At 52.7% G+C, this 25,609-nt stretch carries 23 protein-coding genes; 12 read left to right on the forward strand and 11 right to left on the reverse strand.

What is annotated here, in order from left to right; translation table 11 throughout:
- Positions 1–7 precede the first annotated feature (7 nt).
- Entirely contained in the window at positions 8–916 is a 909-nt protein-coding gene (locus tag HK25_RS04880) for a 4-(cytidine 5'-diphospho)-2-C-methyl-D-erythritol kinase (RefSeq protein WP_086635497.1), read from the reverse strand.
- Positions 917–935: 19 nt separating this feature from the next.
- Positions 936–2,762 (reverse strand): tetratricopeptide repeat protein, encoded by a 1,827-nt coding sequence (locus HK25_RS04885; RefSeq protein WP_086635498.1) that lies wholly within the window; start codon positions 2,760–2,762, stop codon positions 936–938.
- A gap of 114 nt (positions 2,763–2,876) precedes the next feature.
- Between HK25_RS04885 and HK25_RS04890 the strand changes: the two genes are divergently transcribed.
- On the forward strand, positions 2,877–3,713 hold the full coding sequence (locus HK25_RS04890; RefSeq protein WP_086635520.1) for a uracil-DNA glycosylase family protein: 837 nt from the start codon (positions 2,877–2,879) through the stop codon (positions 3,711–3,713).
- Between the two features lie 210 nt (positions 3,714–3,923).
- Complete coding sequence (locus HK25_RS04895; RefSeq protein ID WP_086635499.1) at positions 3,924–5,855, forward strand: transglycosylase SLT domain-containing protein; 1,932 nt, start codon at positions 3,924–3,926, stop codon at positions 5,853–5,855.
- A 43-nt stretch (positions 5,856–5,898) separates the two neighbouring features.
- Here the strand turns inward: HK25_RS04895 and HK25_RS04900 are convergent, their stop codons facing one another.
- Both HK25_RS04900 and hpnH read right to left on the reverse strand, forming a co-directional pair.
- The gene (locus tag HK25_RS04900) at positions 5,899–7,197 is read right to left on the reverse strand and encodes a hemolysin family protein (RefSeq protein WP_086553617.1); all 1,299 of its coding nucleotides are present in this window, start codon (positions 7,195–7,197) and stop codon (positions 5,899–5,901) included.
- 186 nt (positions 7,198–7,383) lie between these two features.
- Positions 7,384–8,586, reverse strand: a complete 1,203-nt coding sequence (gene hpnH / locus HK25_RS04905) for an adenosyl-hopene transferase HpnH (protein ID WP_086553705.1) — start codon at positions 8,584–8,586, stop codon at positions 7,384–7,386.
- 371 nt (positions 8,587–8,957) lie between these two features.
- On the opposite strand from hpnH, the gene dxs reads away from it, so the two are divergent.
- The 9 genes from dxs to HK25_RS04950 all read left to right on the forward strand — a co-directional run bounded on the left by dxs (position 8,958) and on the right by HK25_RS04950 (position 18,645).
- Positions 8,958–10,991: a 1-deoxy-D-xylulose-5-phosphate synthase gene (dxs, locus tag HK25_RS04910; RefSeq protein ID WP_086635500.1), complete on the forward strand. Its 2,034-nt coding sequence runs from the start codon at positions 8,958–8,960 to the stop codon at positions 10,989–10,991.
- Complete coding sequence (locus HK25_RS04915) at positions 10,988–11,650, forward strand: ABC transporter substrate-binding protein (RefSeq protein ID WP_086555233.1); 663 nt, start codon at positions 10,988–10,990, stop codon at positions 11,648–11,650. The genes dxs and HK25_RS04915 overlap by 4 nt, the downstream gene beginning before the upstream one ends.
- Before the next feature lie 76 nt (positions 11,651–11,726).
- Entirely contained in the window at positions 11,727–12,983 is a 1,257-nt protein-coding gene (gene hpnI, locus HK25_RS04920; RefSeq protein WP_086635501.1) for a bacteriohopanetetrol glucosamine biosynthesis glycosyltransferase HpnI, read from the forward strand.
- Positions 12,980–14,404, forward strand: a complete 1,425-nt coding sequence (gene hpnJ, locus HK25_RS04925; RefSeq protein ID WP_086555235.1) for a hopanoid biosynthesis associated radical SAM protein HpnJ — start codon at positions 12,980–12,982, stop codon at positions 14,402–14,404. Before hpnI ends, hpnJ begins: the two co-directional genes overlap by 4 nt.
- A 127-nt stretch (positions 14,405–14,531) precedes the next feature.
- Positions 14,532–15,374 carry a hopanoid biosynthesis-associated protein HpnK gene (gene hpnK / locus HK25_RS04930; protein WP_086635502.1) on the forward strand — a complete coding sequence of 281 codons (843 nt, stop codon included), beginning with the start codon at positions 14,532–14,534 and terminating at the stop codon, positions 15,372–15,374.
- Between the two features lie 86 nt (positions 15,375–15,460).
- Positions 15,461–15,652: a hypothetical protein gene (locus tag HK25_RS04935; protein WP_086555237.1), complete on the forward strand. Its 192-nt coding sequence runs from the start codon at positions 15,461–15,463 to the stop codon at positions 15,650–15,652.
- Between the two features lies 1 nt (position 15,653).
- Entirely contained in the window at positions 15,654–16,208 is a 555-nt protein-coding gene (gene dcd / locus HK25_RS04940) for a dCTP deaminase (RefSeq protein WP_086555238.1), read from the forward strand.
- 9 nt (positions 16,209–16,217) lie between these two features.
- Positions 16,218–17,480 carry a UDP-N-acetylglucosamine 1-carboxyvinyltransferase gene (gene murA, locus HK25_RS04945; protein WP_086635503.1) on the forward strand — a complete coding sequence of 421 codons (1,263 nt, stop codon included), beginning with the start codon at positions 16,218–16,220 and terminating at the stop codon, positions 17,478–17,480.
- A 91-nt stretch (positions 17,481–17,571) separates the two neighbouring features.
- On the forward strand, positions 17,572–18,645 hold the full coding sequence (locus HK25_RS04950; protein ID WP_086555240.1) for a hypothetical protein: 1,074 nt from the start codon (positions 17,572–17,574) through the stop codon (positions 18,643–18,645).
- A gap of 37 nt (positions 18,646–18,682) precedes the next feature.
- Here the strand turns inward: HK25_RS04950 and HK25_RS04955 are convergent, their stop codons facing one another.
- Genes HK25_RS04955 through HK25_RS04965 form a run of 3 tightly spaced genes read right to left on the reverse strand, consistent with a single transcriptional unit; the run spans position 18,683 to position 21,401 of the window.
- The gene (locus HK25_RS04955; protein WP_086635504.1) at positions 18,683–19,270 is read right to left on the reverse strand and encodes an LUD domain-containing protein; all 588 of its coding nucleotides are present in this window, start codon (positions 19,268–19,270) and stop codon (positions 18,683–18,685) included.
- The gene (locus HK25_RS04960) at positions 19,270–20,661 is read right to left on the reverse strand and encodes a lactate utilization protein B (RefSeq protein ID WP_086635505.1); all 1,392 of its coding nucleotides are present in this window, start codon (positions 20,659–20,661) and stop codon (positions 19,270–19,272) included. Before HK25_RS04960 ends, HK25_RS04955 begins: the two co-directional genes overlap by 1 nt.
- A complete protein-coding gene (locus HK25_RS04965; RefSeq protein WP_086555243.1) occupies positions 20,658–21,401 on the reverse strand; it encodes a (Fe-S)-binding protein in 744 nt (247 codons plus the stop codon). The genes HK25_RS04960 and HK25_RS04965 overlap by 4 nt, the downstream gene beginning before the upstream one ends.
- Positions 21,402–21,654: 253 nt before the next feature.
- Between HK25_RS04965 and HK25_RS04970 the strand changes: the two genes are divergently transcribed.
- Entirely contained in the window at positions 21,655–22,569 is a 915-nt protein-coding gene (locus HK25_RS04970) for a LysR family transcriptional regulator (RefSeq protein WP_086635506.1), read from the forward strand.
- A 7-nt stretch (positions 22,570–22,576) separates the two neighbouring features.
- Here the strand turns inward: HK25_RS04970 and HK25_RS04975 are convergent, their stop codons facing one another.
- Genes HK25_RS04975 through HK25_RS04990 form a run of 4 tightly spaced genes read right to left on the reverse strand, consistent with a single transcriptional unit; the run spans position 22,577 to position 25,550 of the window.
- Complete coding sequence (locus HK25_RS04975) at positions 22,577–23,032, reverse strand: 23S rRNA (pseudouridine(1915)-N(3))-methyltransferase RlmH (protein WP_086555245.1); 456 nt, start codon at positions 23,030–23,032, stop codon at positions 22,577–22,579.
- Positions 23,033–23,077: 45 nt separating this feature from the next.
- The gene (gene rsfS / locus HK25_RS04980; protein ID WP_086555246.1) at positions 23,078–23,593 is read right to left on the reverse strand and encodes a ribosome silencing factor; all 516 of its coding nucleotides are present in this window, start codon (positions 23,591–23,593) and stop codon (positions 23,078–23,080) included.
- Positions 23,590–24,267 carry a nicotinate-nucleotide adenylyltransferase gene (locus tag HK25_RS04985; RefSeq protein ID WP_369824731.1) on the reverse strand — a complete coding sequence of 226 codons (678 nt, stop codon included), beginning with the start codon at positions 24,265–24,267 and terminating at the stop codon, positions 23,590–23,592. Before HK25_RS04985 ends, rsfS begins: the two co-directional genes overlap by 4 nt.
- The gene (locus tag HK25_RS04990) at positions 24,264–25,550 is read right to left on the reverse strand and encodes a glutamate-5-semialdehyde dehydrogenase (protein WP_086635522.1); all 1,287 of its coding nucleotides are present in this window, start codon (positions 25,548–25,550) and stop codon (positions 24,264–24,266) included. The genes HK25_RS04985 and HK25_RS04990 overlap by 4 nt, the downstream gene beginning before the upstream one ends.
- Positions 25,551–25,609 lie beyond the last annotated feature (59 nt).

A 25,609-nucleotide genomic window follows, 5' to 3' on the forward strand; every position in this document is an offset into this window, starting at 1 on the left:
AGGCGGCTCAACAGAAGCCTCCACCCCAGACCCACCATTCAGGCCGATTTCGGGAAAGCGAATAAGCAGCCTGCCGGGCGGTTGCGTCATCTGGGAAAATAGCAAAGCATGTTGCCCCGGACCCGCTCATACGCACCAGTAAATTGTCCGGGATATCAGCCAGCACATTAAGGACATCTCTGACAGGCGGGCAAACAAGGCATGCTGCGTCCTGCAGGCTGTTACTCTGAAGCGACAAAAAACCAGCCAGAGACTGCGCATCAGGCCAGGCATCAGGCAGATCTGCCCGGGGCACAAAACGACCATCGCGACGGCGGAAGATCTCAGGGGTTGAAACCGCGACACCACAATTGACCAGTAATATACCACAGGAAGGAGGCAGGGCGGGTGCCTCAGAGAGTTTCTCACCGATGCCTTCCATGCGGGCGGCCCGACTATCAAGACACACCGGAACATCTGCCCCGAGTTTTTCAGCCATCAGTGACAATGCCTCACTATCAGGCTCAACCTGCCAGGCACGACTGAGCAGACGAAGTGCTGCAGCTGCATCTGCTGACCCCCCACCGATACCAGAGGCAACCGGCAGCTCTTTTCGCAGCACAAGCCGTCCCCCAGGCACTTTGGCAGCTCCACCTGCAGCAGCCTGCACCATAGCTGCAGCTTTCATCACAAGATTATTCTGTCCGGCAGCATCCTGTCCCAGCGGGGCGCCAAATCGTCCGGTCAGTTCCAGGCGCAGTTCTTCATCGCCAGGTTCATAAAGCAGTTCATCGCAGGCTTCTGCAAAAACAGCCAGGCTATCAAGCAGGTGGTAGCCATCTGCTCTTTTACCCGTCACATGCAGATACAGGTTAATTTTTGCACGAGCAGACTCTGAAAAAATCTGCGAAGAAACATTTTCTGTTTTTTCAGACATTCTAACTTATATTTCTCTTTTATTTTCCTGCAGGCAACCCTGATAGCGACACAGAAGCCTGTTTATCAGGCAGATTGCCAGCCCGGGCAAGAGCACCTCTGATCAGCTTTTCATCCCGCGGCTCAGGCTTCAGTTCAAGAGCAAGATTCCAGTGATCAACAGCCTCTCTGTGACGTCCCATACGCCAGTAAACCTCACCCAGATGATAATTCACCTCCGGGTCTTCAGGTGTCTGCGCGACAGCCCTCTCCAGTAATTGTGTACCTTCCTTCAGGTTCCCACGCTCAACCATAACCCAGCCGAGACTATCACGAATAGCCGCATCATCCGGGTCAAGTTCAACAGCTTTTCGCAGCAGGCGCTCAGCCTCAGCAAGGTCTTCATGCTGTTCGGTCATAGAGTAACCAAGAAAATTAAGCAGCAAAGGATTATCAGGCTGCAAGGCCAATGCTTCTTTCAGATCGGCTTTAGCCTTTGGCCAGTTCCCAAGCTCATAAGACGTAACTGCCCGCAGAAATAATAACGACCAGTATTCCTTCTTCACCCCGCGTAGCGGTGCTCCTGCCCTGGATAAATTAACCGCCTTATCATAAGCAGCAAATGCACCCTGCCAGTTTTTACGGGAAGCTTCCGTGTTCCCCAGCTCACTTACAGGCAGCACCAGCTCAGGGTTATCTTTAACCAGCGCAAGCAACTTATCTCTGGCTTCATCAAGATGATCTGATTCATTATCAATAAGAGCCAGTTTAAACGCCGCAACGGGCATCAGCGGGCTCCCTGATGGCATGCGCAAGAGCGTAGCACGGGCAGCCTGTGGATGCCCCTCATCCTGCTGCACTTCCGCCATCATCAGCAGGGCCTCAGACATATGCGGGTCAAGTTCAAGTGCAAAACTGAGCATGAGCCGCGTCGCCTCATTTAAACGAAAACGGGCCTGTCTGGCGGCCTGTGGGCTCATAGCCTCCTGCTCAGCATTACGCAGCTGCTGCTGAAAAAGAAACGCTGTCAGCACATAAGCCCGGGCAAGCCCCTGCAATGACGTATCAACCGGAAACTTACTGACTTCAGCCTGAAACTGCTTTCCTGCCAGAGCGAGAACCGGATCAGCATCAATCATATGACGCAAAAGCTCTCGTGCTTTATCACGCTGACCATTCTGCCAGCACCAGGCAGCATAGGAGCGGGCAAGCAAAAGATCCTCACCCGGCATTGCATGCTGCGCCTGAGCAAATAGACGGCCAGCTTCAGCACTGTCACCCGATAGCTGAGCAATTAATGCCGCATGCAACGTGTAGAAAGGAGAAAGCACGCTCCCCTGTATACGGGATAATGCATCAAGGGCAGCATGCGTTTTATGCTCGGCCTGATCACACCAGGCCAGCAGCAGAGGCAGAACCAGATGAGCCATCGGGTCCTGACTGCCCTGCTGATAATAACGGGCAGCAGCCTGCCAGTCTCCCTTAAGAGCAGCGTGATTACCGAGAACAAAGGAGGAAAGAATTTCCTTCCCCGCAAACTGCTCTTCTCTGCGGGCCAGCTCAACAGCTTCAGGACTACCTGCCAGGACACTCAGAACAAAAGCCTGGGTAGCCATGTCACGGTTAGCCGGGTCAGCCTGTGAGGCCGCACGCAGTGCACGGGCAGCTTCAGAATCATCCCCGCGACTCCTTGCGGCAATTCCGGCCAGAAAAGCGCCCGAATCGACCTTCTGGTTTGCGGCAGTTATTTTTTTACCCTGTGTCTGTGCCAGTTCTGGCACTGATGCTGCACGCGCAAACGGATCTGCAGCTACATTAACAGAAAAAAACAGCACAAAAGCTGTAGGCAAATAGCGACAAAGTACCATAATAACCCAGGTCTCAGGAGCAACAGAAAGGGAAAAACTAATATGAACCCCTCCTGCCTTTCTACTCCGCCTGAAGCTAATAGCCAAACTCTCTTCTTTTCAGGTAATGGTGATATGACACATTCTCCCCTTTCTCTTCTTCGTCTTTACGAAGAATGGGGAGTCGATACCGCGATAGGTGACAGTGCAACTGATCAGAGAGAGAGCACTTTCACACCGGTTCCTGTCACCCTGCGCCATACAGATACAGCTACCGCAGCACCACAAACGAGACAGCAGGCCGCTGCAACGCCGCCAGCAGCACAAAGAGCCCGGAATCCGGTTGCTCAGCACGCTTCTATGCCAGGCGAAAGCGTTGAAGCCGCGAGGAAGGTCGCCAGACAGGCAACCTCCGTTGCGGAGCTGAAAACTGTTATGGAGCAGTTTCATGGCTTCTCGCTCTATAAAACAGCGATTCACACCTTATTTGCGCAAGGCCCGCGTCACGCTCCGCTTATGATTATCGGTGATGCTCCTGATGCTGATGAAGACCGTAGTGGCAATGTCTTCTCAGGCTTATGTGGCTCTTTGCTTGATCAGATGCTTAACGCGGCAGGAATCGACAAAAAAACCCTCCTCCTTGCAACTGCTCTGCCATGGAGACCACCAGGCGGACGCCCTCCCTCAGAGATCGAGATTCAGACCTGCCGCCCCTTCCTCGAACAGACCATCAGGCTCTTTGCGCCTCAGAGGCTGTTGTTATGCGGCAGTATGCCCTCCCGGGTGCTGACAGGGTCAGCTAAGCTCCCTGCTGCACACACATGGCACGACCTCACCCTTGAAGAGTACCCTGAGCCACTCCCCATGATGAGCATACGCCACCCCCTTCAGCTTCGCGCCAGCGCGGCTGCACGCAAGGACATATGGGCAACTCTGCTTCTTGTTGCACAAACGCTACAGCAAAAAAACTAAAAACACCGGGAAATTCATGTCATACAACACGCATTCATTACTATTTATTTAATATAAAAATTTCATTTTTTCATACAGTTAAAAAGAAAATTATAGTCATTTTATAAAATTAGCGAAGCGTGTAACACACCCTGTTTATAACTCAGCGAAGGCACTTCCCGGCACTGCAAGGTTGCTTTTTCACGCAGAAACCCCTAGATCCCGCCAGCCATGCGAGCGATAGGACAAATCTCTAATCATATCGCAGCGACAGCCATTCTGGCTGGAGCAGCTTTATGGGCAGGGGCCAGCGTTACAACAACGAAGGCTCATGCCGCACCGCCTGAACCAGGACAGGACGCGCACAGCAATGAGCTGGCGATGGTCATGCCCAGGCAGGCTTTCAATGGTAGCGATGATCTCCCGCTTCCTAAACCTCTTTCCTCTGAAGCAAGCCTTCAGATCCGCTCTATTTTTCGCCTGCAGCGACAGGGCGCCTTTAGCGAGGCAATCAGCAGCAGCACACATCTGACAGATACCCTCCTTCTGGCAGACATTGAGGCGGACCGTTACCTTAACCCGGCTTACCACCCCAGCGTGGCAGAGCTTCGACTCTGGCTAAAACAATACAGCACACACGCTGATGCCTCAGCGATATGGGACAGGCTGGCTGCCATTACGCAGCAAAAAAGCCCTGCCCCGCTTCCCCCGTCAGGGAAAGTTCTGAGCTATGCCGGTATTCCGGCCAGTCATGTCGCTTATGATTTTACACGCAACCATCTGCTTGACCGTACACTGCGCGAACGAGCCGGATGGGGCATCAAAGGGGTACGCAGCGCGCTCAGGCTGATTGAAAAAACCCCGGGTATGACCCCCGCCTATGCCGCACAGCTCAAAGCTGAAGCCGCACAGGCAATGCTGGCAATGGGTAATACCGACGTCGCGCTCGAAATAGCACGCTCAGGGTTTGAGCAGACACACAATAAAAATGCCCTGGCTGGCTTTATTGCAGGCCTCGCTTTGTGGAAAAAAGACCTGCACGCTCAGGCCGTGCCTTTTTTCACCAAAGCGACATATGCAGAAAACGCAACACCAGCCATGCGTGCAGCCTGTGCTTTCTGGGCCTCACGGGCCTATAAAAAGCTGGGACAAACCCATAAATACCATTTGTGGCTTCAGCATGCAGAAGGCTTCACCGACACCTTCTATGGCCTGCTGGCGTCACAGCAGCTCCATGCCTCAGGTGGCGGGCATGACAAAAGTTATGTACATAAAGCCGGGCTTACACGCGCACTTAAAGATTCTGCTCCTTCCACACCGGTGCTGACAGAGATTGACCTTGAAGCCGTTGGCGGGACTGAAATAGGTCGTCGCGTTTTTGCACTTCTGCAAACGGGAGAGCAGGAAAGAGCTGAGCGGACAATTCGTCGGGCATGGGCTGATTTTCGTGACGTTACCCTGGCCCGCTCTTTTCAGCTTGTGGCCGAAGCCGCCGGTCTGCACAATCTGGCAACCGAAATGGCCGAAGCTATCAATAACCGGGAAGCGCATACACAGCGAAACGACAATACGCCTCTGCCTGTGCTGAAACCCAGAAATGGTTTCACCATGGACCCTGCACTGGTTTATGCGCTGACACGACTTGAATCAAACTTCGACGCCAAAGCTGTCTCAGGCTCAGGGGCGCACGGGCTTATGCAGATTATGCCTTTAACTGCCGATTTTATCATAAGCCCTTCACCAGCGAATATCACCCACCGGTTTGAGCAGGCCGTCGACACCCTGCATGACCCAAGCCTGAACCTTGAAATCGGACAGCGGTATGTGCATTACCTGGCTGACCTGACCCAGCATACCACTCAGCAGCCAGGTCTGCAGGGGGGCGATATGATCCGCCTTCTGGCCAGCTACAATACCGGCCCGGCAGCACTGGCAAAATGGGAAAGAGACAGTGCCGTCAGCTCTGAAGATCCCTTCTTATATATGGAGCTGCTGCCCAACGCTGAAACGCGGGAATATGTGCACAGGGCGTTATCTTATTTATGGATTTATGCCAGCAAAATGAACCTGCCAAAACCATCGTTACAGGCTCTGGCACACAATCAATGGCCCGACTTCGCTGAAGAAACAGCTCTGGCAAACAGAAAAATCACACTACACTAGAGCGTTCCTGTGCTGGCGCAGACCTCGCGCCAGCACTGTCAGATCAGTTTTCTGCCAGGCTCTGACGGCTGACTCTGACCCGGGCCACGCGGCGTCCCTCCATCTCAAGCACCTCAAATAACCAGCCCGAATAAATAACCTTATCGCCAGCAGCGGGCACACGACGCAGCAACGCCAGAAGAATACCACCCAGGGTATGATAACTGCCCTCATCAGGCAGATGGCGGAGGCCAAGACGATCTTTCACCTCATCTGCTGACTCTGTGCCGTCAAGCATCAGAACAGCATTCTGGCTGTCTGCCTGAGGATTATGCACAGCAGGCTGTGTCTCGTGGTTTTTCTCACCTACAATCGCATCAAACAGGTCAGAGGCTGTTACCACCCCTTCAAACGAACCATACTCGTCAAAAACGAAAGCTATACCCAGTGGGATGGCGCGCATGCGCTCAAGCATATCGAAAGCTGATATACTGTCAGGCACAACAACCATTGGCCGCAACCCGGCCTCAATCGACACCGGCATGCCGTCAAGTGTGCGGTCCAGCATATCTTTAGCCAGCACAACCCCCACGGGGTTATCAACCCCGCCCTCACATACAACAATACGGGCATAAGTTGTCTGACGCAGGACTTTAATAAGCGCATCACGCCCGGAATGACGGTCAATCCAGTACAGCTCGTTACGCGGCGTCATAATCGCTCTGACTGGCCGGTCGGCAAGTCTGAGCAGACGCTCAATCATCGTCCGTTCCTGATGTTCAAGAACTCCCGTCCGGGCTCCTTCTGCAATATAGGCTTTAAGCTCCTCCTCAGTCATAGTCTGAGTAACAGCATCTCCGGCGCCCATCATTTTGAGTACCAGGTTTGAAGACTGACGCAGAACCGCAACAACCGGCCGCGTCATATTAGCCAGAAGCTCAAGAGGAAAAGCCAGGCGGGCCGCCATCACCTCAGGCTCACGCAGAGCCAGCTGCTTAGGCACCAGCTCACCCAGCACCAGCATCAGACAGGTGATAATCATCACCACGAGCACCATTGACAGCTGAGCCGCAATGGGACGGAGAACCGTCACCTGCTGCAACATCGGCGTAAGATATGCCTCGATACGCACACCACCAAAAGTACCTTCGAGAATAGAGACCAGCGTCATACCGATCTGCACAGTAGGAAGGAAAATCTGAGGATTTTCTGCCAGCTTCATAGCCCGCGCAGCACCACGCACACCGCGTTCACGCAATATGGCAAGCCTGGGCATTCTGACTGAAATAAGAGCCAGCTCACCCATAGCAAAGACTGCATTAAGAAAAACGAGAAGGAAGATAATAAGGACAGAAACCGTCATTGGAGAAAATCACCACCACAGGCAGAAAATAACATTTATAAAAACACAATAGTCAGAGACGCGTGCATAGCTGCATATCAGGGCAGCCTGCTTAGTTTAAAAAATAAACACCACATAAGCTGTAAAAAAAAGGACAGCCCATACTCTGAGCTGTCCTTTCTTCAGGCGTAGTTACTCAGGCAACACTCAGTCAGCCCCGGCAACCTCTGCCTCCAGTGGCATTGCTGCATCTTCAGCCTTTTTACGCACAACCTTCACACGTGGTGCGCGGGCAGGCTTGCGGGCCTCAATTTCAGCCATCTGCTCTTCAACCTGTTCAGAGTAGTTGTACTGAGCCGGGCGCTGGTTCGCCAGGGAGATCTCCGGCACCATTGGCTTTTCAGTCTCAGGCCCGAACAAAGCTACTTTGGCAATATGCCACGGACGCTGAACAGCATCGATCACAGCTGTTGATTCGTAACCTGAGTGCACCATGCAATCTGCGCATTTCTCATAGTTACCTGTGCCATAATCATCCCAGTTGGTATCTTCAACCAGCTCACGGAACGATTTTGCATAACCTTCACCCAGCAGGTAGCACGGACGCTGCCAGCCAAAGACATTACGCAGCGGCTTACCCCATGGCGTGCAGTGATACTGCTCGTTGCCAGCCAGGAAGTTCAGGAAGAGTGGTGACTGTGTGAAACGCCACTTTTTCTTCTTTCCAAGACGGAAAACGTCACGGAACAGCTGCTTGGTTTTCTGACGGTTAAGGAAGTGCTCCTGATCAGGTGCGCGTTCATACGCATAGCCCGGAGCAGTCATAATACCGTCCACACCCATCGCCATCACTTCATCAAAAAATGCGGCAAGACGCTCAGGTACGACACCATCGAACACAGTACAGTTAATAGAGACGCGGAACCCGCGCGCTTTCGCCTTCTTAATTGCTGCGACTGCACGTTCGTACACACCATCCTGGCAGACAGATGCGTCATGCATTGTCTTATCACCATCAAGATGCACGTCCCATGAGAAGAAAGGTGATGGTTCATACTCATCCATCTTCTTCTCAAGCAATAACGCATTTGTGCACAGATAAACGTATTTTTTACGCGCAATCAGGCCACGGATAATCTCGGGCATTTCTTTGTGCAGTAATGGCTCGCCACCTGCCACGGCAATAACCGGGGCACCAGCCTCGGCATCTGCATCAAGACATTCCTGAACGGTCATACGCTGGTTAAGGATAGCCGCCGGGTAATCTATTTTACCACATCCCGCACACGCCAGATTACAGCGAAAAAGCGGCTCCAGCATCAGCACCAGCGGATAGCGCTTGCGCTTTTTGAGATGCTGCGTGACAACATACTTCCCGACCCTGACGGCCTGCATTATCGGTACGGCCATAAACCCCCGCTCCGGCGTTTTTTTTACGCCTGCAATCATGAAACTGGATGAGACTGCCAGTCATTCCAGAAAAAAAAGAATGAAACTAACCTGACACCTGGTTTCTGTGCCCTGTAGCAAGTTTGTCAGATTTATTACAGGAATCCACACAACGAAACCATAATTGCCCAGCCTATAAGATATCCGCTCTCAAGAGTCTAAAGCTTTTTCCAAAAAAGTGACAAATAAGCAACAGACGTCAATAAGTTTGTAACATACCCTTGCCTTAATCACAGAAACATTAAAACCAGAGCCTGCAAACCATGATACCCCAGGTGCGCTGATACTGCACTAAAAGTGAAAAAACACTCAATAAGAATGGGAAACATCACATGACCTCGCCGTTTCAGGAAAAAAACTCAAACTCCACCACTGTGCCTACGCACGGCCGTTTTCCTGTTCTGGACCGCGTGACATACCCGCAGGATCTGCGTAATTTTTCGGTTGACCAGTTAAGCCAGCTTGCTGATGAACTGCGTGCTGAAACGATTGATGCGGTCTCCTCCACCGGGGGGCATCTTGGTGCCTCTCTTGGTGTTGTTGAGCTCACCGTTGCCCTGCACGCTGTGTTTGATACGCCTGAGAGCAAGGTCATCTGGGATGTGGGCCACCAGGCCTACCCCCATAAAATTCTGACCGGCCGGCGCGAGCGCATCCGCACCCTGCGTCAGCCTGGCGGGCTTTCAGGCTTTACCAAACGTTCAGAGAGCGAATACGACCCCTTTGGTGCGGCTCACTCCTCCACATCCATTTCTGCGGGTCTGGGCATGGCTGTGGCCCACCATCTGCGCGCTGAGGAAGACCCCTCCTACAAAGAGCGCAATGTCATTGCCGTGATCGGTGATGGTTCGATTTCAGCCGGCATGGCCTACGAAGCCATGAACAACGCAGCTGAAGCCGGTCCTGGTGCTGAACGCCTGATTGTTGTGCTCAACGACAACGAAATGTCGATCGCACCGCCTGTCGGCGCGATGTCAGGCTATCTGTCACGCCTTATCTCATCCCGTAAATTTATTGGCCTGCGTGAGCTGGCTGGTAAATTTGTTAAAAAACTGCCGGCCTCTGTTGAGCGCACAGCCCGTAAAGCTGATGAATATGCCCGCGGGATGATCACCGGCGGCACATGGTTTGAAGAGCTGGGCTTTTACTATATTGGTCCGGTTGACGGGCACGATCTGCCACAGCTGGTCACCATTCTGCGCAACCTGCGTGATGCCGGCAACGGCCCGATCCTGTTGCATGTCATCACCGAAAAAGGCCACGGCTACACCCCGGCTGAAAAAGCCGGTGATAAATATCACGCTGTTGCACGCTTTAATGTCGTAACCGGCGAGCAGTCCAAAGGCCCTTCAGGCCCGCCAAGCTACACCTCAGTTTTTTCACGTGAGCTGGTACGCCAGGCCGCCACTGACAAAAATATTGTCGCCATTACCGCCGCCATGCCCTCAGGCACTGGCCTTGATGCTTTTGCCAGAGCCTACCCGGAGCGGTTTTTTGATGTCGGCATTGCCGAGCAGCATGCCGTCACCTTTGCCGCCGGCCTTGCGACCGAAGGGCTGCGTCCGTTCTGCGCTATTTACTCCAGCTTCCTGCAGCGCGCCTATGACCAGGTGATGCACGATGTTGTGCTGCAAAACCTGCCTGTGCGCTTTGCCATTGACCGTGCCGGGCTGGTTGGTGCCGATGGTGCCACGCATGCCGGCTCTTTCGATATTGCATATCTGGGCTGCCTGCCCGGCATGACGATCATGGCACCTTCAGACGAAGTCGAGCTGCTGCATATGACAGCAACGGCCACAGCGTTTGATGAAGGCCCGATTGCCCTGCGCTACCCGCGTGGTGGCGGGCTTGGCCTTGAACTGCCGGCAGCCGGACAGGTGCTCGAAATTGGCAAAGGCCGGATTATTCGTGAAATGGGCAGTCAGAGCGGCCCTGAGAAAGGTGGCATCGCCATCCTCTCCCTCGGCCCGCGCCTGGCCGAAGCGCTTAAAGCAGCAGATATCCTCGCTGCCCATGGTCTGGCCCCTACCGTTGCTGATGCGCGCTTTGCCAAACCGTTTGACACCGGCCTTGTTGAAAATCTGGCGCGCAACCACGCTGTGCTGATTACGCTTGAGGAAGGTTCAGAGGGTGGCTTTGGGTCTCTCGTCATGCATCACCTGGCCAGAACCGGGCTGCTGGACACTGTGCGCTTCCGTCCCATGACCTTGCCTGATATCTTTATCGACCATAATACTCAGGCGGCACAGTATGAGCAGGCTGGCCTTACCGCTCCATACATCGTAAATACTGCTCTCAGCGCACTTGGAATTGAGGGAGCCTCCTCAGTAAACATGTCAAATTATTCGACAGGAACCAAACCATGAGCTTAAAACGCATTGCCTTCCGCGCAGGTCTTCTGCTTGGCCTTGGCGTAGCCTTTGCTCCCGTTGCCGGATCAGGTCTCCTTTTCCCAGCAGCTCAGGCACAGACAGCCGCCAACTCTGCTGTCATCACCCCTGTTCAGACACTCTATGCAGCACTTGAACAAATACAAACCTCACATGCAGGCTTCAGCGACCGGGCAGCTATCGTTGGCGCCGCTGTCGATAAAAGCTTTGACCTGAGTGCTGTACTTAAAGCCTCTGTCGGACTGCGATACGATTCTCTGACACCTGAAGACAAAGCAAAACTTCTCGCAGCATTTCGTGACTTCACCGTTGCCCGTTATGTCTCCAGCTTTACACCAGGTGCAGGAGCACGCTTCACAATCAAGCCAGAACCTGAAAACTCTCCTGTTGCCGGCGATAAAATCGTAAACACATTTATCGGCTCGCAGGATAGCATGCCGGGTACACCGCTGAGCTACATTATGCATCATGAAGATAATGGCTGGCGCATTACTGACGTTCTGCTGAGTGAATCACGTATTAGCCAGGCTGCTGCCCAGCGTTCTGATTTCCGCTCGACTTTAACGTCAGGTGGGGTTGCTGGTTTAATAAAAGTGCTTGAAAATAAAGTTAAAAGCTTCTCTGAAGCTAAATAAATCAGGATAAGCCGATCGTGAAACTAAACGCACTGACAACAAGCATGCTCTGCCACAGAGGAATGATTGCTGGCTGATGTTTCGCATTTCTTCTGTTCTGGCTCTCTCAAGTTCTGTTCTGGCCGCAGCCGGATGTGCGCAATCTGTGGCCGGCGCCCTGCTCTTCAGACGTTTCCGCAAAAGAGAGCGCTCCCCCTCAGCGGGGGAGCAGCCGCTGCCACCGGTTACTATTCTCAAACCTCTGTGCGGAACAGAACCTCTGCTCGAAGAAGCCATAGAAAGCTTCTGCCAGCAGGACTATCCACGCTTTCAGATACTGTTTGGCGTGCAGGATAAAGCAGACCCGGCAATTGCTCTGGTGGAACGCCTGAAAAAGCGCTACCCCCACCTTGATATGCAGGTCATATGTCACCCCGGCATTTACGGGCTGAACCGCAAAATCAGTAACCTGATGAATGTGCTGCCATATGCAGAATATGAGACACTGATCATTTCTGATTCTGACATTCATGTGCGACCGGATTACCTGCGCCACATTGTCAGAGCTCTTAACAAAGCCGGAACAGGCCTTGTCACAACCCTGTACGCCGGTCGCCCGGCACAGAACTCTTTTGTTCAGCGTATGGCTGCCAGTCAGATCAACCACAATTTTCTGCCTGGTGTTATTCTGTCCCGCCATCTGGGGCGTCAGGACTGTCTGGGTGCCACAATGGCACTGACGCGTTCAGTTCTGGAGTCTGTCGGAGGCCTTCAGGCCTTATTACCTCATGTCGCCGATGACGGCGTTCTGGGGCAGCTGGTCAGGCAAAAGGGACATGATATTACTATTGCTGACTGCCTGACCTGGACAACTGTAGCTGAGCAGTCAGCCCCTGAACTCATAGCGCACGAACTGCGATGGGGTCGTACTGTGCGCTCTCTGGCACCTGCAGGCTATGCAGCATCTTCAATTCAGCTGTCACTTTTCTGGGCGTTACTGACAGTTCTTCTCAAACCCACCTCACGCAAGGCGTGGATTTTCTTTTTCTCATGCTGGGGTATTCGTGCCATAACAGCACGCAGTATCAATCAGATTACAGGTGAAAAAGCATGGTGGCCTTTGCTGTTTCTTCCTCTGCGTGACCTGCTCTCTGCCGGTATTATGGCAGGAAGTGTTCATGGCACACAGGTTGACTGGCGCGGCCAAACAATGCATGTAACCCCACACTCTGCTCGTAAATCTTCAAATCGTCACATCTCCCCGGAAACAAAGGACAACGTCCCTTCCGATGATCTGACCTCCACCCCATCAGGCCGTGCCCTCTCAACCTTGTCAGGATCAAACTTCCCATGATGAGAACTCTCTTCCTTCAGCCTCCGACTTTCGATGGTTTCGATGGTGGTGCAGGCTCCCGCTATCAGGCAAAACGGGAAATCAAATCATTCTGGTACCCGACATGGCTGGCACAGCCTGCCGCCATGGTTGAAGGCAGCCGCCTGATTGATGCACCTCCGGCTGGCATTGGCATGGAGCCTATCCTTGAAGATGTGAAAAACCGCGACCTGGTCATTCTGCACACATCAACTCCTTCTTTCGCGAAGGATGTTGAAGTCGCTCAGATGCTCAAGGACGTAAACCCCAACCTTAAAATTGGTATGGTTGGTGCTAAAGTTGCTGTGCAGCCTGATGAAAGCCTGCTCAAAGGTGCACCGATTGACTTCGTTGCCCGCAATGAGTTCGACTACACCATCAAAGAAATTGCTGAAGGCCGTGATTTCAAAGATGTTGATGGCATCACATGGCGTAATAAAGACGGTGTAATTGTTACGAACCGCGACCGCGCCATGATTGAAGACATGGACAGCCTGCCTTTCGTAACCGAAGTCTATAAGCGTGACCTGCGGATTGAAGATTACTTCATCGGTTACCTGATGCACCCTTATATTTCTATCTATACGGGACGTGGCTGTAAGTCTCGATGCACCTTCTGCCTGTGGCCACAGACTGTGGGCGGACATCGCTACCGCACACGCAGCCCACAGCACGTTGCTGCTGAAATTCGCCTGGCCCGCCAGTATTTCCCACAGGTCAAAGAATTCTTCTTTGACGACGATACGTTCACCGATGATCTGCCACGCGCAGAAGCCATTGCCCGCGAACTGGGAAAAATGGGCATCACATGGTCATGTAATGCAAAAGCAAACGTGCCTCGCGAAACACTGAAAGTACTGCGCGATAACGGCCTGCGCCTGCTTCTGGTAGGTTATGAGAGCGGCAACCAGCAGATTCTGCATAACATCAAAAAAGGTATGCGCGTCGAGGTTGCCCGCGAATTTACGAAAAACTGCCACGAACTTGGCATTAAAATTCATGGCACGTTCATCCTCGGTCTCCCCGGAGAAACCAAAGAGACCATTCAGGAAACCATCAACTTTGCTAAAGAGATCAATCCGCACACACTGCAGGTTTCTCTGGCTGCGCCTTATCCTGGCACCGCCCTGCACAAGCAGGCATCAGAAAACGGCTGGCTTGATGAAAGCAATGCTGACCTGATTGACGAGAACGGCGTGCAGATGGCGCCATTGCATTACCCGCACCTGTCACACACTGAAATTTTCAACAGCGTTGAAGAATTCTATAAAAAATTCTATTTCCGCGCTCCGAAAATTGCCTCCATTGTTGGTGAAATGGTACGCTCCCCGCAGATGATGAAGCGCCGCCTGCGCGAAGGTGTGGAGTTCTTCCACTTCCTTAAAGATCGTCAGGCAAGCTGATTTTTCCTGATGTAATAATGGCCGGCGCACCCCCACGGGTGCACCGGCCTTATTTTTATCAACTCTTTTCTGCACGACCAGAATATCTCTGACATCTGCCTCTTTCGATATGACAGGAGACCTCTCCATGAAGCGTGCCATTATCTCCTCTGACGATTTTGGTCTGTCTGTCGAAGTCAATGAAGCCATCGAGATTGCTTATCGTGAAGGCGTTCTTTCAACTGCCAGCCTGATGGTTGCCGGCCCGGCTGCCGCCGATGCTATCGAGCGTGCCAAACGCCTGCCCGGCCTGCATGTCGGGCTGCACCTGGTGGTAATTGAGGGCGCTTCGGTTCTTCCACACACCAGCCTGCCGCTGATCACTCAGCCTGACGGCTGGTTTTCCTCTTCACAACTGGGTCTCGGGGTAGACTATTTTTTTCGTCCACAAGGGCGCAAACAGCTGCACAAAGAAATTACTGCGCAGTTTGAAGCCTTCCGTAAAACAGGGCTGACACTCGACCACGCCAATGCCCATAAACATATGCACCTGCACCCTACTGTAGCGCGTATGATGATTGATATTGGCAAAAACTACGGTCTGAGAGCCATTCGTACCCCCCTTGAACCACCAGCCCCTCTGGCAGCTTCAGAAAAAATCTCTGACAGCTTTGGCGATGCCGTGCTCAGGCAGTGGACACGCCTGCTCCGCCATCAGATCCGTTCGGCCGGTATGGTCACCAACGACTGGTGTTTTGGTCTGGCGTGGAGCGGTCACATGACGGCACAAAGAGTCTCCGCCCTGGCAACACACTTACCTGATGGCGTCTCGGAAATTTATTTCCATCCGGCGACGCATAAAAATACGCTGATACAAAAACTCATGCCAGCTTATGAGCACGAAGCTGAATTTGAAGCTCTCTGTGCCTCTTCTTTCAAAGACAGCCTGCGCACCAGCCACGTCACACCCTGCACCTGGCAGGATATCTGACGTAAAAGACGCTTACCGCTAGGCATATCTGCCAGGCTCTGCTACTCACCGCAGTGAATGTTTTACCTTATCAGACCTCGGACTCTATGACCGATTCGTCCTTACCCCCTTCTGCCGGCACCAACGTTTCTGCAAAAACTCTTGCAGCAAAAGCTGCACGTGCTGAAAAAGAGGCTGCTGCCCTGCGTGCGAACCTTCGACGTCGCAAACAACAGGCACGCACCCGGCAGGAAGAACAAAATAACCAGATACAATCTGCACTACCGGAGAAGAACTGACATGCCCGTGCTACCCGATACATGGATACGTCAGATGGCCCAGGACCACGGTATGATTGAGCCATTTGTCGAATCTCAGAAGCGCGATGGCGTCATTTCCTATGGCCTGTCCTCTTACGGCTATGATGCGCGTATTGCTGATGAGTTCCGCATTTTTACTGACGTCAACAACGCCATTGTTGACCCCAAGGATTTTTCACCTGACAGCTTTGTTTCACGCAAGGCAGACCAGTGCATCATCCCGCCAAACAGCTTCGTTTTGGCACATACCATTGAATATTTTCGTATTCCCCGCGATGTGCTGGTCGTCTGCCTTGGCAAATCAACTTATGCACGCTGCGGTATTATTGTGAATGTCACCCCTCTGGAACCAGAGTGGGAAGGTCAGGTCACGATCGAAATCAGCAATACAACCCCTCTGCCGGCACGTATCTACGCCAATGAAGGTATTTGCCAGTTTCTCTTCTTTAAAGGTGAGACACCCTGTGAAACCAGCTACGCTGACCGCACAGGCAAATATATGAAACAATCTGGTGTCACCACCCCGCGTATGTGAGTAAAACCGATGGACAGATTTATCATCCGGGGCGGCAGGCCTCTCCACGGCGACATCACAATTGGCGGGGCAAAAAATGCTGCGCTGAAGCTACTGGTGGCCGGGCTGTTAACATCAGAACGTCTGATACTCAGCAACGTCCCTCGCATTGATGATATCGCAACAATGCGCGACCTGCTGACACAGCATGGCATGACAGTTGAAGCCGTCAATGGTGATGACAGCACTCTGTGCATCAGTGGCACAATCACCAATACTGAAGCCCCGTATGACATCGTCTCTAAAATGCGGGCTTCTATTCTGGTTCTCGGCCCGCTGCTGGCACGCTGTGGTAAAGCGCGGGTTTCTCTGCCCGGCGGCTGTGCCATCGGTACCCGCCCGGTAGATATGCACCTCAGAGGGCTTGAGGCTCTCGGCGCAGAAATTACTCTTGAGAATGGCTATATTAACGCCAGCGCTCCCAATGGTCTGACAGGAGACCGTATCGCTTTGCCATTTGCCTCTGTCGGGGCCACAGAAAACCTGATGATGGCAGCTACCCTGGCAAAGGGACGCACCGAAATTCTTAATGCCGCACGCGAGCCTGAAATGGCTGACCTTGCGGCTTGCCTGAATGCCATGGGAGCACAGATTACCGGCGCAGGCACCGGCCACATTATTATTGACGGCGTTGAAGCTCTGCATGGTGCTGAACACCACATTATGGCTGACCGTATTGAATGCGGTACTTATGCCTGTGCTGCAGCCATTACAGGCGGCGACCTGCGGCTGATTGGCGGACAGGCCGAGCACCTGGGTGCAGTTATCCGCACCCTTGAAGAAGCCGGCGTAGAAGTCAGTGAAGAGGACAATGCTCTGCGGGTGCGTCGTACAGGCCCGCTTCGTGGCGTCGATATTATGACCGAGCCATACCCCGGTTTCCCCACCGATATGCAGGCCCAGTTTATGACACTGCTTTCTGTGGCTGAGGGTGCTTCTATGCTCACAGAAACGATTTTTGAAAATCGCTTTATGCATGTGCCTGAACTGGTGCGCATGGGTGCTCGCATCAATGTTCATGGTTCGTCAGCCATTATTCGTGGTGTAAAACTTCTCTCCGGGGCTCCGGTTATGGCAACAGATCTGCGGGCTTCTTTCTCGCTGATTCTTGCTGGTCTTGCCGCTCAGGGGGAAACAACTCTGAGCCGTGTGTACCATCTCGACCGGGGCTATGAGGCCGTTGAGCGTAAACTGGCAGCCTGTGGTGCTCAGATCGAACGCATAAGAGAATAGGTGTTTCTCGGCCTGACACAGCACGTCTTTACTGTGTCAGGCATATGACCTCCTGGCGACTACTCACATCTCTCAGGCCCCATAGAGACGGATGCATATTTTCTTCAAAACAGTCCTGTGTTGTTCCTGTTTACTTCTCAATGGCTGCCTGGGTCTGGGGGCCTACAGACTCGATAAAGACCAGAACAGCTACTCCCGGGCTCTGACTGAATCAAACAAACGCCAGACACTGCTCAATGTTGTCAGCCTGCGCTATGCTGACACTCCTGGTTTTCTTGACACAACACAGCTTATTTCCGGCTATCAGCTCCAGCGCTCTGCGTCGCTCAATGCCAACACAGACGTCGTGCCGTTTCGTCCCGGCGGTGCTCTGTCTGTACAGGTGCAGGAAAGCCCGACTTTTACCTTCCAGCCCGTCACGGGTGATGCCTACGCACAAAGCTTTCTGCGCCCGTTACCGCCCGCCAGCCTGTTACCGCTCGCTATGGGAGGGCTGCCCATTGATGTGCTGTTTCGACTATCCGTACAATCAGTCAATATGATCAGTAACGCCGGTGCAATTGGCGGTGACGTCGGCCGTGGTTCACCAGAGTTTTTCGAGCTTATTCATGACCTTCGCCTGCTTCAGGTCGCAGGACTTTTAGGTATTCAGCTTGAACAAACTCTTGATGCGAGCGGCAAGCCATCAGCCGCGAACCATGTCTTTCTGAGCATTTCCTCAACAAAAGACCCAATTCTCTCAGAAGTTGTTTTTGAAACCCGCCGTTTTTTCAGCATGCCGCAGAATGATGAACGTGTTGAAGTCGTTTATGGTGCAGGCAGCCCGCGCAAAGGACAAATCAGACTACTGACACGCACCATGCTGAGTGTGCTGGGTCAGATTGCCTATCAGATTGAAGTGCCACCTGAAGACGTTACCTCAGGCAAAACGCTGGCACGGGTCAGGCTGGTCGGACGTGAAACCAAGCCTATTGTCAATGTGAATGTCAGCCGTGAACCACCCGCCACGTCATTCGCCACCGTTGATTATAAAAATCGTTATTACTGGATTTCTGATAATGATTTTGACAGCAAGCTGGCTTTTACCATGCTGCAAATTTTGCTTGAGCTTTCAAAAACCACGAAAAACCCCGGGGCAATCGTGACAATTCCGATTAATAACTAACGCTCAGGCAAAATCTGCAACGCAGATCATTAAAAAATTATTCCCACCAGACAGACAGGCTGCGTACCCCCTGGGCACCGCGAATAAGCACGCCCTGAATATCAGCCGTTGCTGACGGGCCACTCATCAGCACACCATAATGCGCGGTATGAAACTCCTGCCGCTCGGTATAAGCTGTGTGCATATTCGCTGTGATGTTCTTCTCTGAAAGAATGACAACAAGATGCTGAGCCAGATGTGCCGCAGAGTTCAGATGATTAAGCTGTGCCTCACTGAGAAAAACTGATCCCGTCTCTGCAATACCAAAAGGGGCACGCACAACCATCACGTCCGTCTCAGCGGCCTGCTGAGGTGAGGTCACATCTTCAATACGCAGCGTACCTTCATAATCAGGCACGGCTGAGCAAATGATTTTTGCATCAGGAAAACGACGTGCCACAGCTGCCGCCAGGGTTTCCTCTCCCTGCCGTTCAAGCACTGCTCCACCCATACCTGCAAGAGAAGTTTCAAAGCGCGCGCGGCTGCGATCCTGGTCACCAAGAATGGCAATGTCCGGTAAAAGATACACATCAGGATCAGGACGATTGCTGCGCAGCCTGGCCAGGATCATCTCGCGAGAGCTCATTATGCTTTCTCCTTCTTCAGGCGATTTTCTTTATACCAGCTGTGAAAACTCTGTTTTGCAGCAGGAGGTAACTCCCTGTTCTTACCCCAGGGGTTCATCCAGTTATACAAAGCAACACGTGGCAGATTACCCAGCGCTGCATTAGTGCTGTTAATGGCCGCACGATACAGCACAGGCTTGCCCATGATCCTGCCGGCCATGCGCATCAGCTCACGTTTCACAAACGGAATTTCATGGTGCTCTGCCAGCACTCTGCGCCATTTATAAAGCTGCTCATGAATATTAATTTTGACAGGGCAGACGTTGGTGCAGCTGCCGTTCATCGTCGAGGCAAATGGCAGCGTGCTGTATTTACGCTCGTTAAATGTCGGGTCGAGAATAGAACCAATAGGCCCGGAGTAAACAGCACCGTATGACAGCCCGCCTGAACGACGATAGACCGGACAGGTATTCATACAGGCACCACAGCGAATACATTTCAGAGATGTCCAGAAATCATCCATACCCAGACGCTGCGAACGCCCGTTATCAACAAGTATCACATGCATTTCGCCCCCCTTCTGCGGGCCACGAAAATGCGTTGTGTACTGAGTAATAGGCGAACCAAGTGCACTGCGTGATAACAGGCGCACAAAAACACCTAAGTCGGCCATACGCGGTATAATCCGCTCAATCCCGAGGGTTGCAATATGCAGGCCGGTAACAGTTGAACTCAGGTCCGCATTACCCTCGTTGGTACAGACAACAAAAGTACCTGTCTCTGCGACAAGAAAATTGCCACCCGTCATCCCCGCATCAGCTGAGAGAATAACCGGCCGGGCGGCCTCACGCTGGGCCTCTGCCAGAGCATGCGGATCGCGCTCGTTCGGGTCAGTCTGATAATTTTCCGCAAAAACCTTTGCAACATCGGGAATCAGCTTATGCACAGCCGGCACAACAACATGGCTTGGCATCTGATTATCAAGCTGCTGAATACGTTCGCCAAGGTCTGTCTCGGTCACGGTGATGCCCCGTGGCTCAAGATAACCGCGCATATCGCATTCTTCCGTCACCATGGACTTACTCTTGATCAGAGATTTCGCTCTGTGTTTTTCAAGAATTTCGCCGGCAATACGGTTATGCTCTCCGGCATCTGCGGCCCAGTGTACATGAATACCGTTTTTTTTCGCATTCGCCTCAAACTGCTCAAGATATTCAGGCAAATGTGCCAGAGTATGCTCTTTGATCTCTGACGCGCGGGCACGCAGCTCCTGCCATTCAGGCAGAATATGCATCTGCTGATCGCGCTTCTGGCGCATATCCCACAATCTTTCATCATGGAACTTCAGATGCGGCTCATCCTGCAAAAAAACTTCAGCGGCTTTTGCGTGATTAACTGGCTTAACCTTCATGAACGTGCTCCGTTCAGAATCTCAGCAATATGAATAAAACGAACAGGCACACCCGCACGTTTTGCACATCCTTCCTGATGCATCATGCACGAGGTATCAGCCGATACGATATACTCTGCCCCGGCGTTATAATGGTCTGTTACCTTATCAAGGCCCATACGCGCTGATACGGCTTCTTCCGTCACGGAGAAGGTACCACCGAAACCACAGCATTCATCAGGCCTTGAAGGCTTAGCAAACGAAATACCCTTAACTTTCTGAAGCAGATCCATCGGCTTTGAAAAGAAAGGTTCACCCAGTTCTGACATACTCGCTGTGCGCAGAGACCGCAGCGTGCCACAACTGTTATGCAACCCGACCCTGTGCGGAAATTCAGCCCATGGAAATGCATCGACCTTCAGCACATCATGCAAAAATTCAACAAGTTCATAGGTGTTCTGACGCACATGCGTTACGGCTTCACTTTGCGGGATCGCATCAAAATTATCACGTACATGATGCGCACAGCTGCCCGACGGCATAACGATAGCATCATATTGTGCAAAGTTCTTTACAAACAGGTCTTCAGCCCCGGCAGCATCAGAATTGCACCCTGAGTTCGCCATAGGCTGACCGCAGCAGGTCTGATTTAACGGGTAGTCAACGTCCTGTCCGAGTTTTTCAAGCAGCTCAAGCGTCGCAATACCCGCGCCTGGGTAAAACGCATCGATATAACACGGAATGAACAAACCAATTTTCATCAAAACCTCTCCGTTACGCAAACAGAACACGCAAAAGCATGGTGTAAATCTGCCTCACGTGACATATACTACACCCTATAGATAAAACAAAATACATACATAAAAAATATATCAAAGCCAGAATATAAGGCTGCAAATACCTGATACCATATCCTGCATCCGCTTTTTAAAAATGCCCTCAGCACATTTTTATGATAGGGAGAACCCCGGCAGATACCAGCATGACCAGTAACAGGATAAACTGTTAATAATTATGGATATAAGGCAATTACGATATTTCACAGCCGTTGCAAAACAGGGCAGCATTACACGGGCAGCAAAGCAGCTTGGCATTGAACAGCCGCCATTAAGTCAGCAAATTCGTCAGCTTGAAAATGAACTCGACGTTCAGCTTTTTGAGCGACAGACACGAGGTGTTGCTCTAACCCCCACCGGCAAAGCCCTCCTGCCCCGCGCTCAGGCCATCCTCGAATTACAACAGCAATTTCTGATTACTGCCAGAGGTATGGCACGGGGTGAAGCCGGGCACATCCGGCTTGGACTGGCAGGAGCTGTACCTCTTCTCCCCATTATCCCCTCTGCCATCCGGGCATTTCGCGATGCCGCTCCTGATGTCACCTTATCAATGGAAGAAAGTAACACACCGGCTTTGTGTGCAGCCCTCCATGCCTCGGCCATTGACGTTGCCATCATTCGTCCGTCAGCGCCTGATCTGTCACGCCTTACCGTTTCGCATCTGCTTGATGAACCAACCGTCATTGCCCTGCCACATGGACACCCACTTTCGCACCACACAACACTCAGCCTGGATATGCTGGCGCACGACCCGCTCATCCTCTTTCCGCGCGAGCTTGGTCCTGGATTTCACGATGCCATTCTCTCAGCTTATCAGCGGGCGGGGGTTACGCCTAAGCTGGGGCAGCAGGCTCCGCAGATTGCTGGTATCGTGCCACTGGTCGCTGCAGGATTTGGTGTGTCAGTTGTACCGGACTCCCTCAGGCAAATTCACGCAGGGGGCGTAACGTTTCACACGATAAGTGAACCAGCCCCGTATGCGACCCTTGCGATTGCAGTAAGAGAGGGTGAAAATATACCGGTCATTACCAGCTTTACTGACACCCTGCGCGAACACTTTAAAAAGTGGGAAAACCCGGCTGTTCAGCAATAAACCTCTGTCAGGGGCGCCCGGAACGATGGTACGGGTGCCCTGAGGCAATCATCTGTGCACGATAAATCTGTTCGACCAGCATAATCCGCACCAGCATATGCGGCCAGGTAAGCGTTCCAAAAGACAACGCGGCATCAGCTCTTGCCATAACTGAAGCATCAAGCCCCTCGGCTCCGCCAATTACAAAACAAAGCGGGCGACCCAGAGCTGACCAGTCTGCCATGGCTTCTGATAAAGCAGGACTACTAAAATTTCGACCAGATTCATCCAGCACAATAACAAACGCCTGAGGCGGACAGGCCGACAAAATTGCCTGCGCCTCCCGCCGCTTTATTTCATCAGCGCTGCCGCGACCATCTGCGAGTTCAGCGATATCAAGCCCCGGACGAAGCCGCTTCAGATACCGCTCAACAAGGGCCCGCTCGTTTTTGTCTTTCATACGACCAACAGCAACGAGCTTCATAACGACAGCATGACCTCCTGAAACGTCAGATGATCAGAGCAGGTTTCAGGCACCTGCGACAGGCTGCGCGGCTTCATCGTCAAACTCTGCGCCCCACATCTTCTCAAGACCATACAGCTCACGCGATTCAGGCTTAAACAGATGAACGATAATATCACCTGTATCAAGCAGAACCCAGTCAGAGCCGTTAGCTCCTTCAACGATCATACGTTTCAGGCCAATTTCTTTGAGTTTACGCTCAATATGCTGTGCCATAGCCGCAATCTGACGGTCAGCCAGACCGGTTGCAACAACCATTTTATCAGCAAATGACGCACGACCTGTCAGGTCAATCGTCACAATATTCTCAGCCTTGTCATCATCAAGACTGGCCAGAATAACAGCAAGAGACTGCTCAAGCAGACCTGAGCTGACACGCTGGCTTTTTACTTTACCTGCCGGGCCGGCTGCTGCCGCTTTTTTTCTGCCTGTGCCCGCAGCCGCTCTGGTGCTGGTTTTTTTTGCAGGTGTAACAGGGGGATGCTCGCCCTTTGGCGCATCAGAGGGTGGCTGAGTGGTTATGACCGTTCTCCTGAAAATAACTTACCGAGAGGCTGTGGTGTGGCCTGCGCCACCCTGAAATGCCCTCTCTGTCGAATAGATGTTGACGATATCTCATCCTGCGGGCCTGACATAAACACCCATACAGGGGGTTTTTGCTCAGGCAGCAAAGAAGCACATCGTGAAGGTATACGCCACCGGGCCATATAACGGCCAGCAGCACTGTGTAAAGCCGCATAATTGTGCCCGGGCCTTGGCATAACTGCCACAGGTATGGCCTTAACCAGCTGATGCCACCCTTTCCAGCGTGACAGGGTAACAAGGCCATCGGCCCCGGTCAGCCATACAAAATGCGCTAAAGGAAAGCGCCTGTGCAGCTTACGCACTGTATCAACCGTATAGCGGGTGCCCAGACGAGGCTCGATATCTGTCACAACCAGACGGGGATCGTCAACCAGATGACGAACCGACTCCATACGCTGCTCAAATGCAGCCATATCGCGCCCGGCTTTAAGCGGGTTACCTGGTGAGACCATCAGCCACACCTGATCAAGAGCCAGACTGCGCAAAGCGATATGTGCAAGGGCCAGGTGCCCTCTGTGCGCCGGATTAAAGGACCCACCAAGAAGACCAATCCGCATACGGCGTTTATCGCCGTATGTCGGTATAGCCTGACCAGAGCACACAGCTGTCAGGACCTGACCTGCCCCGTACCGATGACTTCATAGCGAAAGGTTGTCAGCTGCTCGACACCAACAGGCCCACGCGCATGAAAACGCCCGGTTGCAATGCCAATTTCTGCGCCAAAACCAAACTCGCCGCCGTCACAGAACTGGGTTGAGGCATTCCACATCACAACAGCACTGTCTGTGCCGTTCATAAAGCGCGTTGCTGCCACTTCATCTGCTGTAATGATCGCCTCAGTATGCGAGGAACTATGCTGCCTGATGTGCTCCAGTGCTTCATCAACACCGTCAACAACAGCAATATTCAGAATTGCATCAAGCCATTCTGTATCAAAATCCTGCTCTGTCGCAGCAGGCAGAGAAGGTACAATCCTTCTCGCAGCATTATCGGCTTTAAACGTACAGCCCAGCTCCTGAAGGTCTGAAACGATCAGAGGGAGAATGGCCGGAGCAATAGCAGCATCAACCAGCAGTGTCTCTGTCGCACCGCAGATACCAACACGACGCATTTTGGCATTCGCAACAATACGACGTGCCATATTATGATCTGCTGCGGCATGGATATAAGTGTGACACAGCCCCTCAGCGTGTGCGAGCACAGGCACCCGTGCCTCACGCTGAACACGCTCAACCAGAGAGCGGCCACCACGCGGAATAAGCAGGTCAATCAGACCGGCGGCACTCAGCATTTCAGCCACATGCTTACGGTCAGCATCAGGTGCAATCAAAACAGCATCTTCAGGCAGCCCGGCAGCCCGCAGCCCGGCCTGCATCGCTTTATGAATAGCCCGTGCGGTATGGATACTTTCTGAGCCACCGCGCAGAAGCACAGCATTACCCGATTTAATACAGAGACCCGCAGCATCAGCCCCCACATTAGGGCGGCTTTCATAAATCACACCAATGACACCAACCGGAGTCGCAACACGGCGAATACGCAGACCGTTTGGGCGGGTCCATTCCTCAAGTACACGCCCGACCGGATCCTGAAGGTCGGCCATATCCTCAAGGCCGCGCGCCATAGCCTCAACACGTTCAGGTGTCAGCCTCAGGCGATCAAGAAACGCCTCACTCGTGGCGGAGGAGAGTGAAAGATCCTGAGTATTTGCCTCAAGAATAGCCTGCGAAGACTCGCGCAGGGCTGCAGCCGCGGCCCACAGCGCCTTATCACGCGTCGAAGCCGGGCAGACTGCCAGCTCCACCGTAGCCCGACGGGCCCGACGCGCAAGGCCAGTCATCCCTTCGGTTTCAGTCAGCTGCCCGGTCTCAGCTCGTTCTTCACCCGCCGTCATAATGGCGCTTTCCATCTCCATCTTTCACTCGGTTGCAGTCAGTCGGATAGTATAAAAGT

This window comes from Acetobacter sp. DsW_059, assembly GCF_002153695.1.
Taxonomy (GTDB): domain Bacteria; phylum Pseudomonadota; class Alphaproteobacteria; order Acetobacterales; family Acetobacteraceae; genus Acetobacter; species Acetobacter thailandicus.

Bases quoted from the DNA above. Each gene is read 5' to 3' on its own strand.
- HK25_RS04880 (WP_086635497.1), bottom strand. From the start codon at position 916: ATGTCTGAAAAAACAGAAAATGTTTCTTCGCAGATTTTTTCAGAGTCT.
- HK25_RS04885 (WP_086635498.1), bottom strand. From the start codon at position 2,762: ATGGTACTTTGTCGCTATTTGCCTACAGCTTTTGTGCTGTTTTTTTCT.
- HK25_RS04890 (WP_086635520.1), top strand. From the start codon at position 2,877: ATGACACATTCTCCCCTTTCTCTTCTTCGTCTTTACGAAGAATGGGGA.
- HK25_RS04895 (WP_086635499.1), top strand. From the start codon at position 3,924: ATGCGAGCGATAGGACAAATCTCTAATCATATCGCAGCGACAGCCATT.
- HK25_RS04900 (WP_086553617.1), bottom strand. From the start codon at position 7,197: ATGACGGTTTCTGTCCTTATTATCTTCCTTCTCGTTTTTCTTAATGCA.
- hpnH (WP_086553705.1), bottom strand. From the start codon at position 8,586: ATGGCCGTACCGATAATGCAGGCCGTCAGGGTCGGGAAGTATGTTGTC.
- dxs (WP_086635500.1), top strand. From the start codon at position 8,958: ATGACCTCGCCGTTTCAGGAAAAAAACTCAAACTCCACCACTGTGCCT.
- HK25_RS04915 (WP_086555233.1), top strand. From the start codon at position 10,988: ATGAGCTTAAAACGCATTGCCTTCCGCGCAGGTCTTCTGCTTGGCCTT.
- hpnI (WP_086635501.1), top strand. From the start codon at position 11,727: ATGTTTCGCATTTCTTCTGTTCTGGCTCTCTCAAGTTCTGTTCTGGCC.
- hpnJ (WP_086555235.1), top strand. From the start codon at position 12,980: ATGATGAGAACTCTCTTCCTTCAGCCTCCGACTTTCGATGGTTTCGAT.
- hpnK (WP_086635502.1), top strand. From the start codon at position 14,532: ATGAAGCGTGCCATTATCTCCTCTGACGATTTTGGTCTGTCTGTCGAA.
- HK25_RS04935 (WP_086555237.1), top strand. From the start codon at position 15,461: ATGACCGATTCGTCCTTACCCCCTTCTGCCGGCACCAACGTTTCTGCA.
- dcd (WP_086555238.1), top strand. From the start codon at position 15,654: ATGCCCGTGCTACCCGATACATGGATACGTCAGATGGCCCAGGACCAC.
- murA (WP_086635503.1), top strand. From the start codon at position 16,218: ATGGACAGATTTATCATCCGGGGCGGCAGGCCTCTCCACGGCGACATC.
- HK25_RS04950 (WP_086555240.1), top strand. From the start codon at position 17,572: ATGCATATTTTCTTCAAAACAGTCCTGTGTTGTTCCTGTTTACTTCTC.
- HK25_RS04955 (WP_086635504.1), bottom strand. From the start codon at position 19,270: ATGAGCTCTCGCGAGATGATCCTGGCCAGGCTGCGCAGCAATCGTCCT.
- HK25_RS04960 (WP_086635505.1), bottom strand. From the start codon at position 20,661: ATGAAGGTTAAGCCAGTTAATCACGCAAAAGCCGCTGAAGTTTTTTTG.
- HK25_RS04965 (WP_086555243.1), bottom strand. From the start codon at position 21,401: ATGAAAATTGGTTTGTTCATTCCGTGTTATATCGATGCGTTTTACCCA.
- HK25_RS04970 (WP_086635506.1), top strand. From the start codon at position 21,655: ATGGATATAAGGCAATTACGATATTTCACAGCCGTTGCAAAACAGGGC.
- HK25_RS04975 (WP_086555245.1), bottom strand. From the start codon at position 23,032: ATGAAGCTCGTTGCTGTTGGTCGTATGAAAGACAAAAACGAGCGGGCC.
- HK25_RS04990 (WP_086635522.1), bottom strand. From the start codon at position 25,550: ATGACGGCGGGTGAAGAACGAGCTGAGACCGGGCAGCTGACTGAAACC.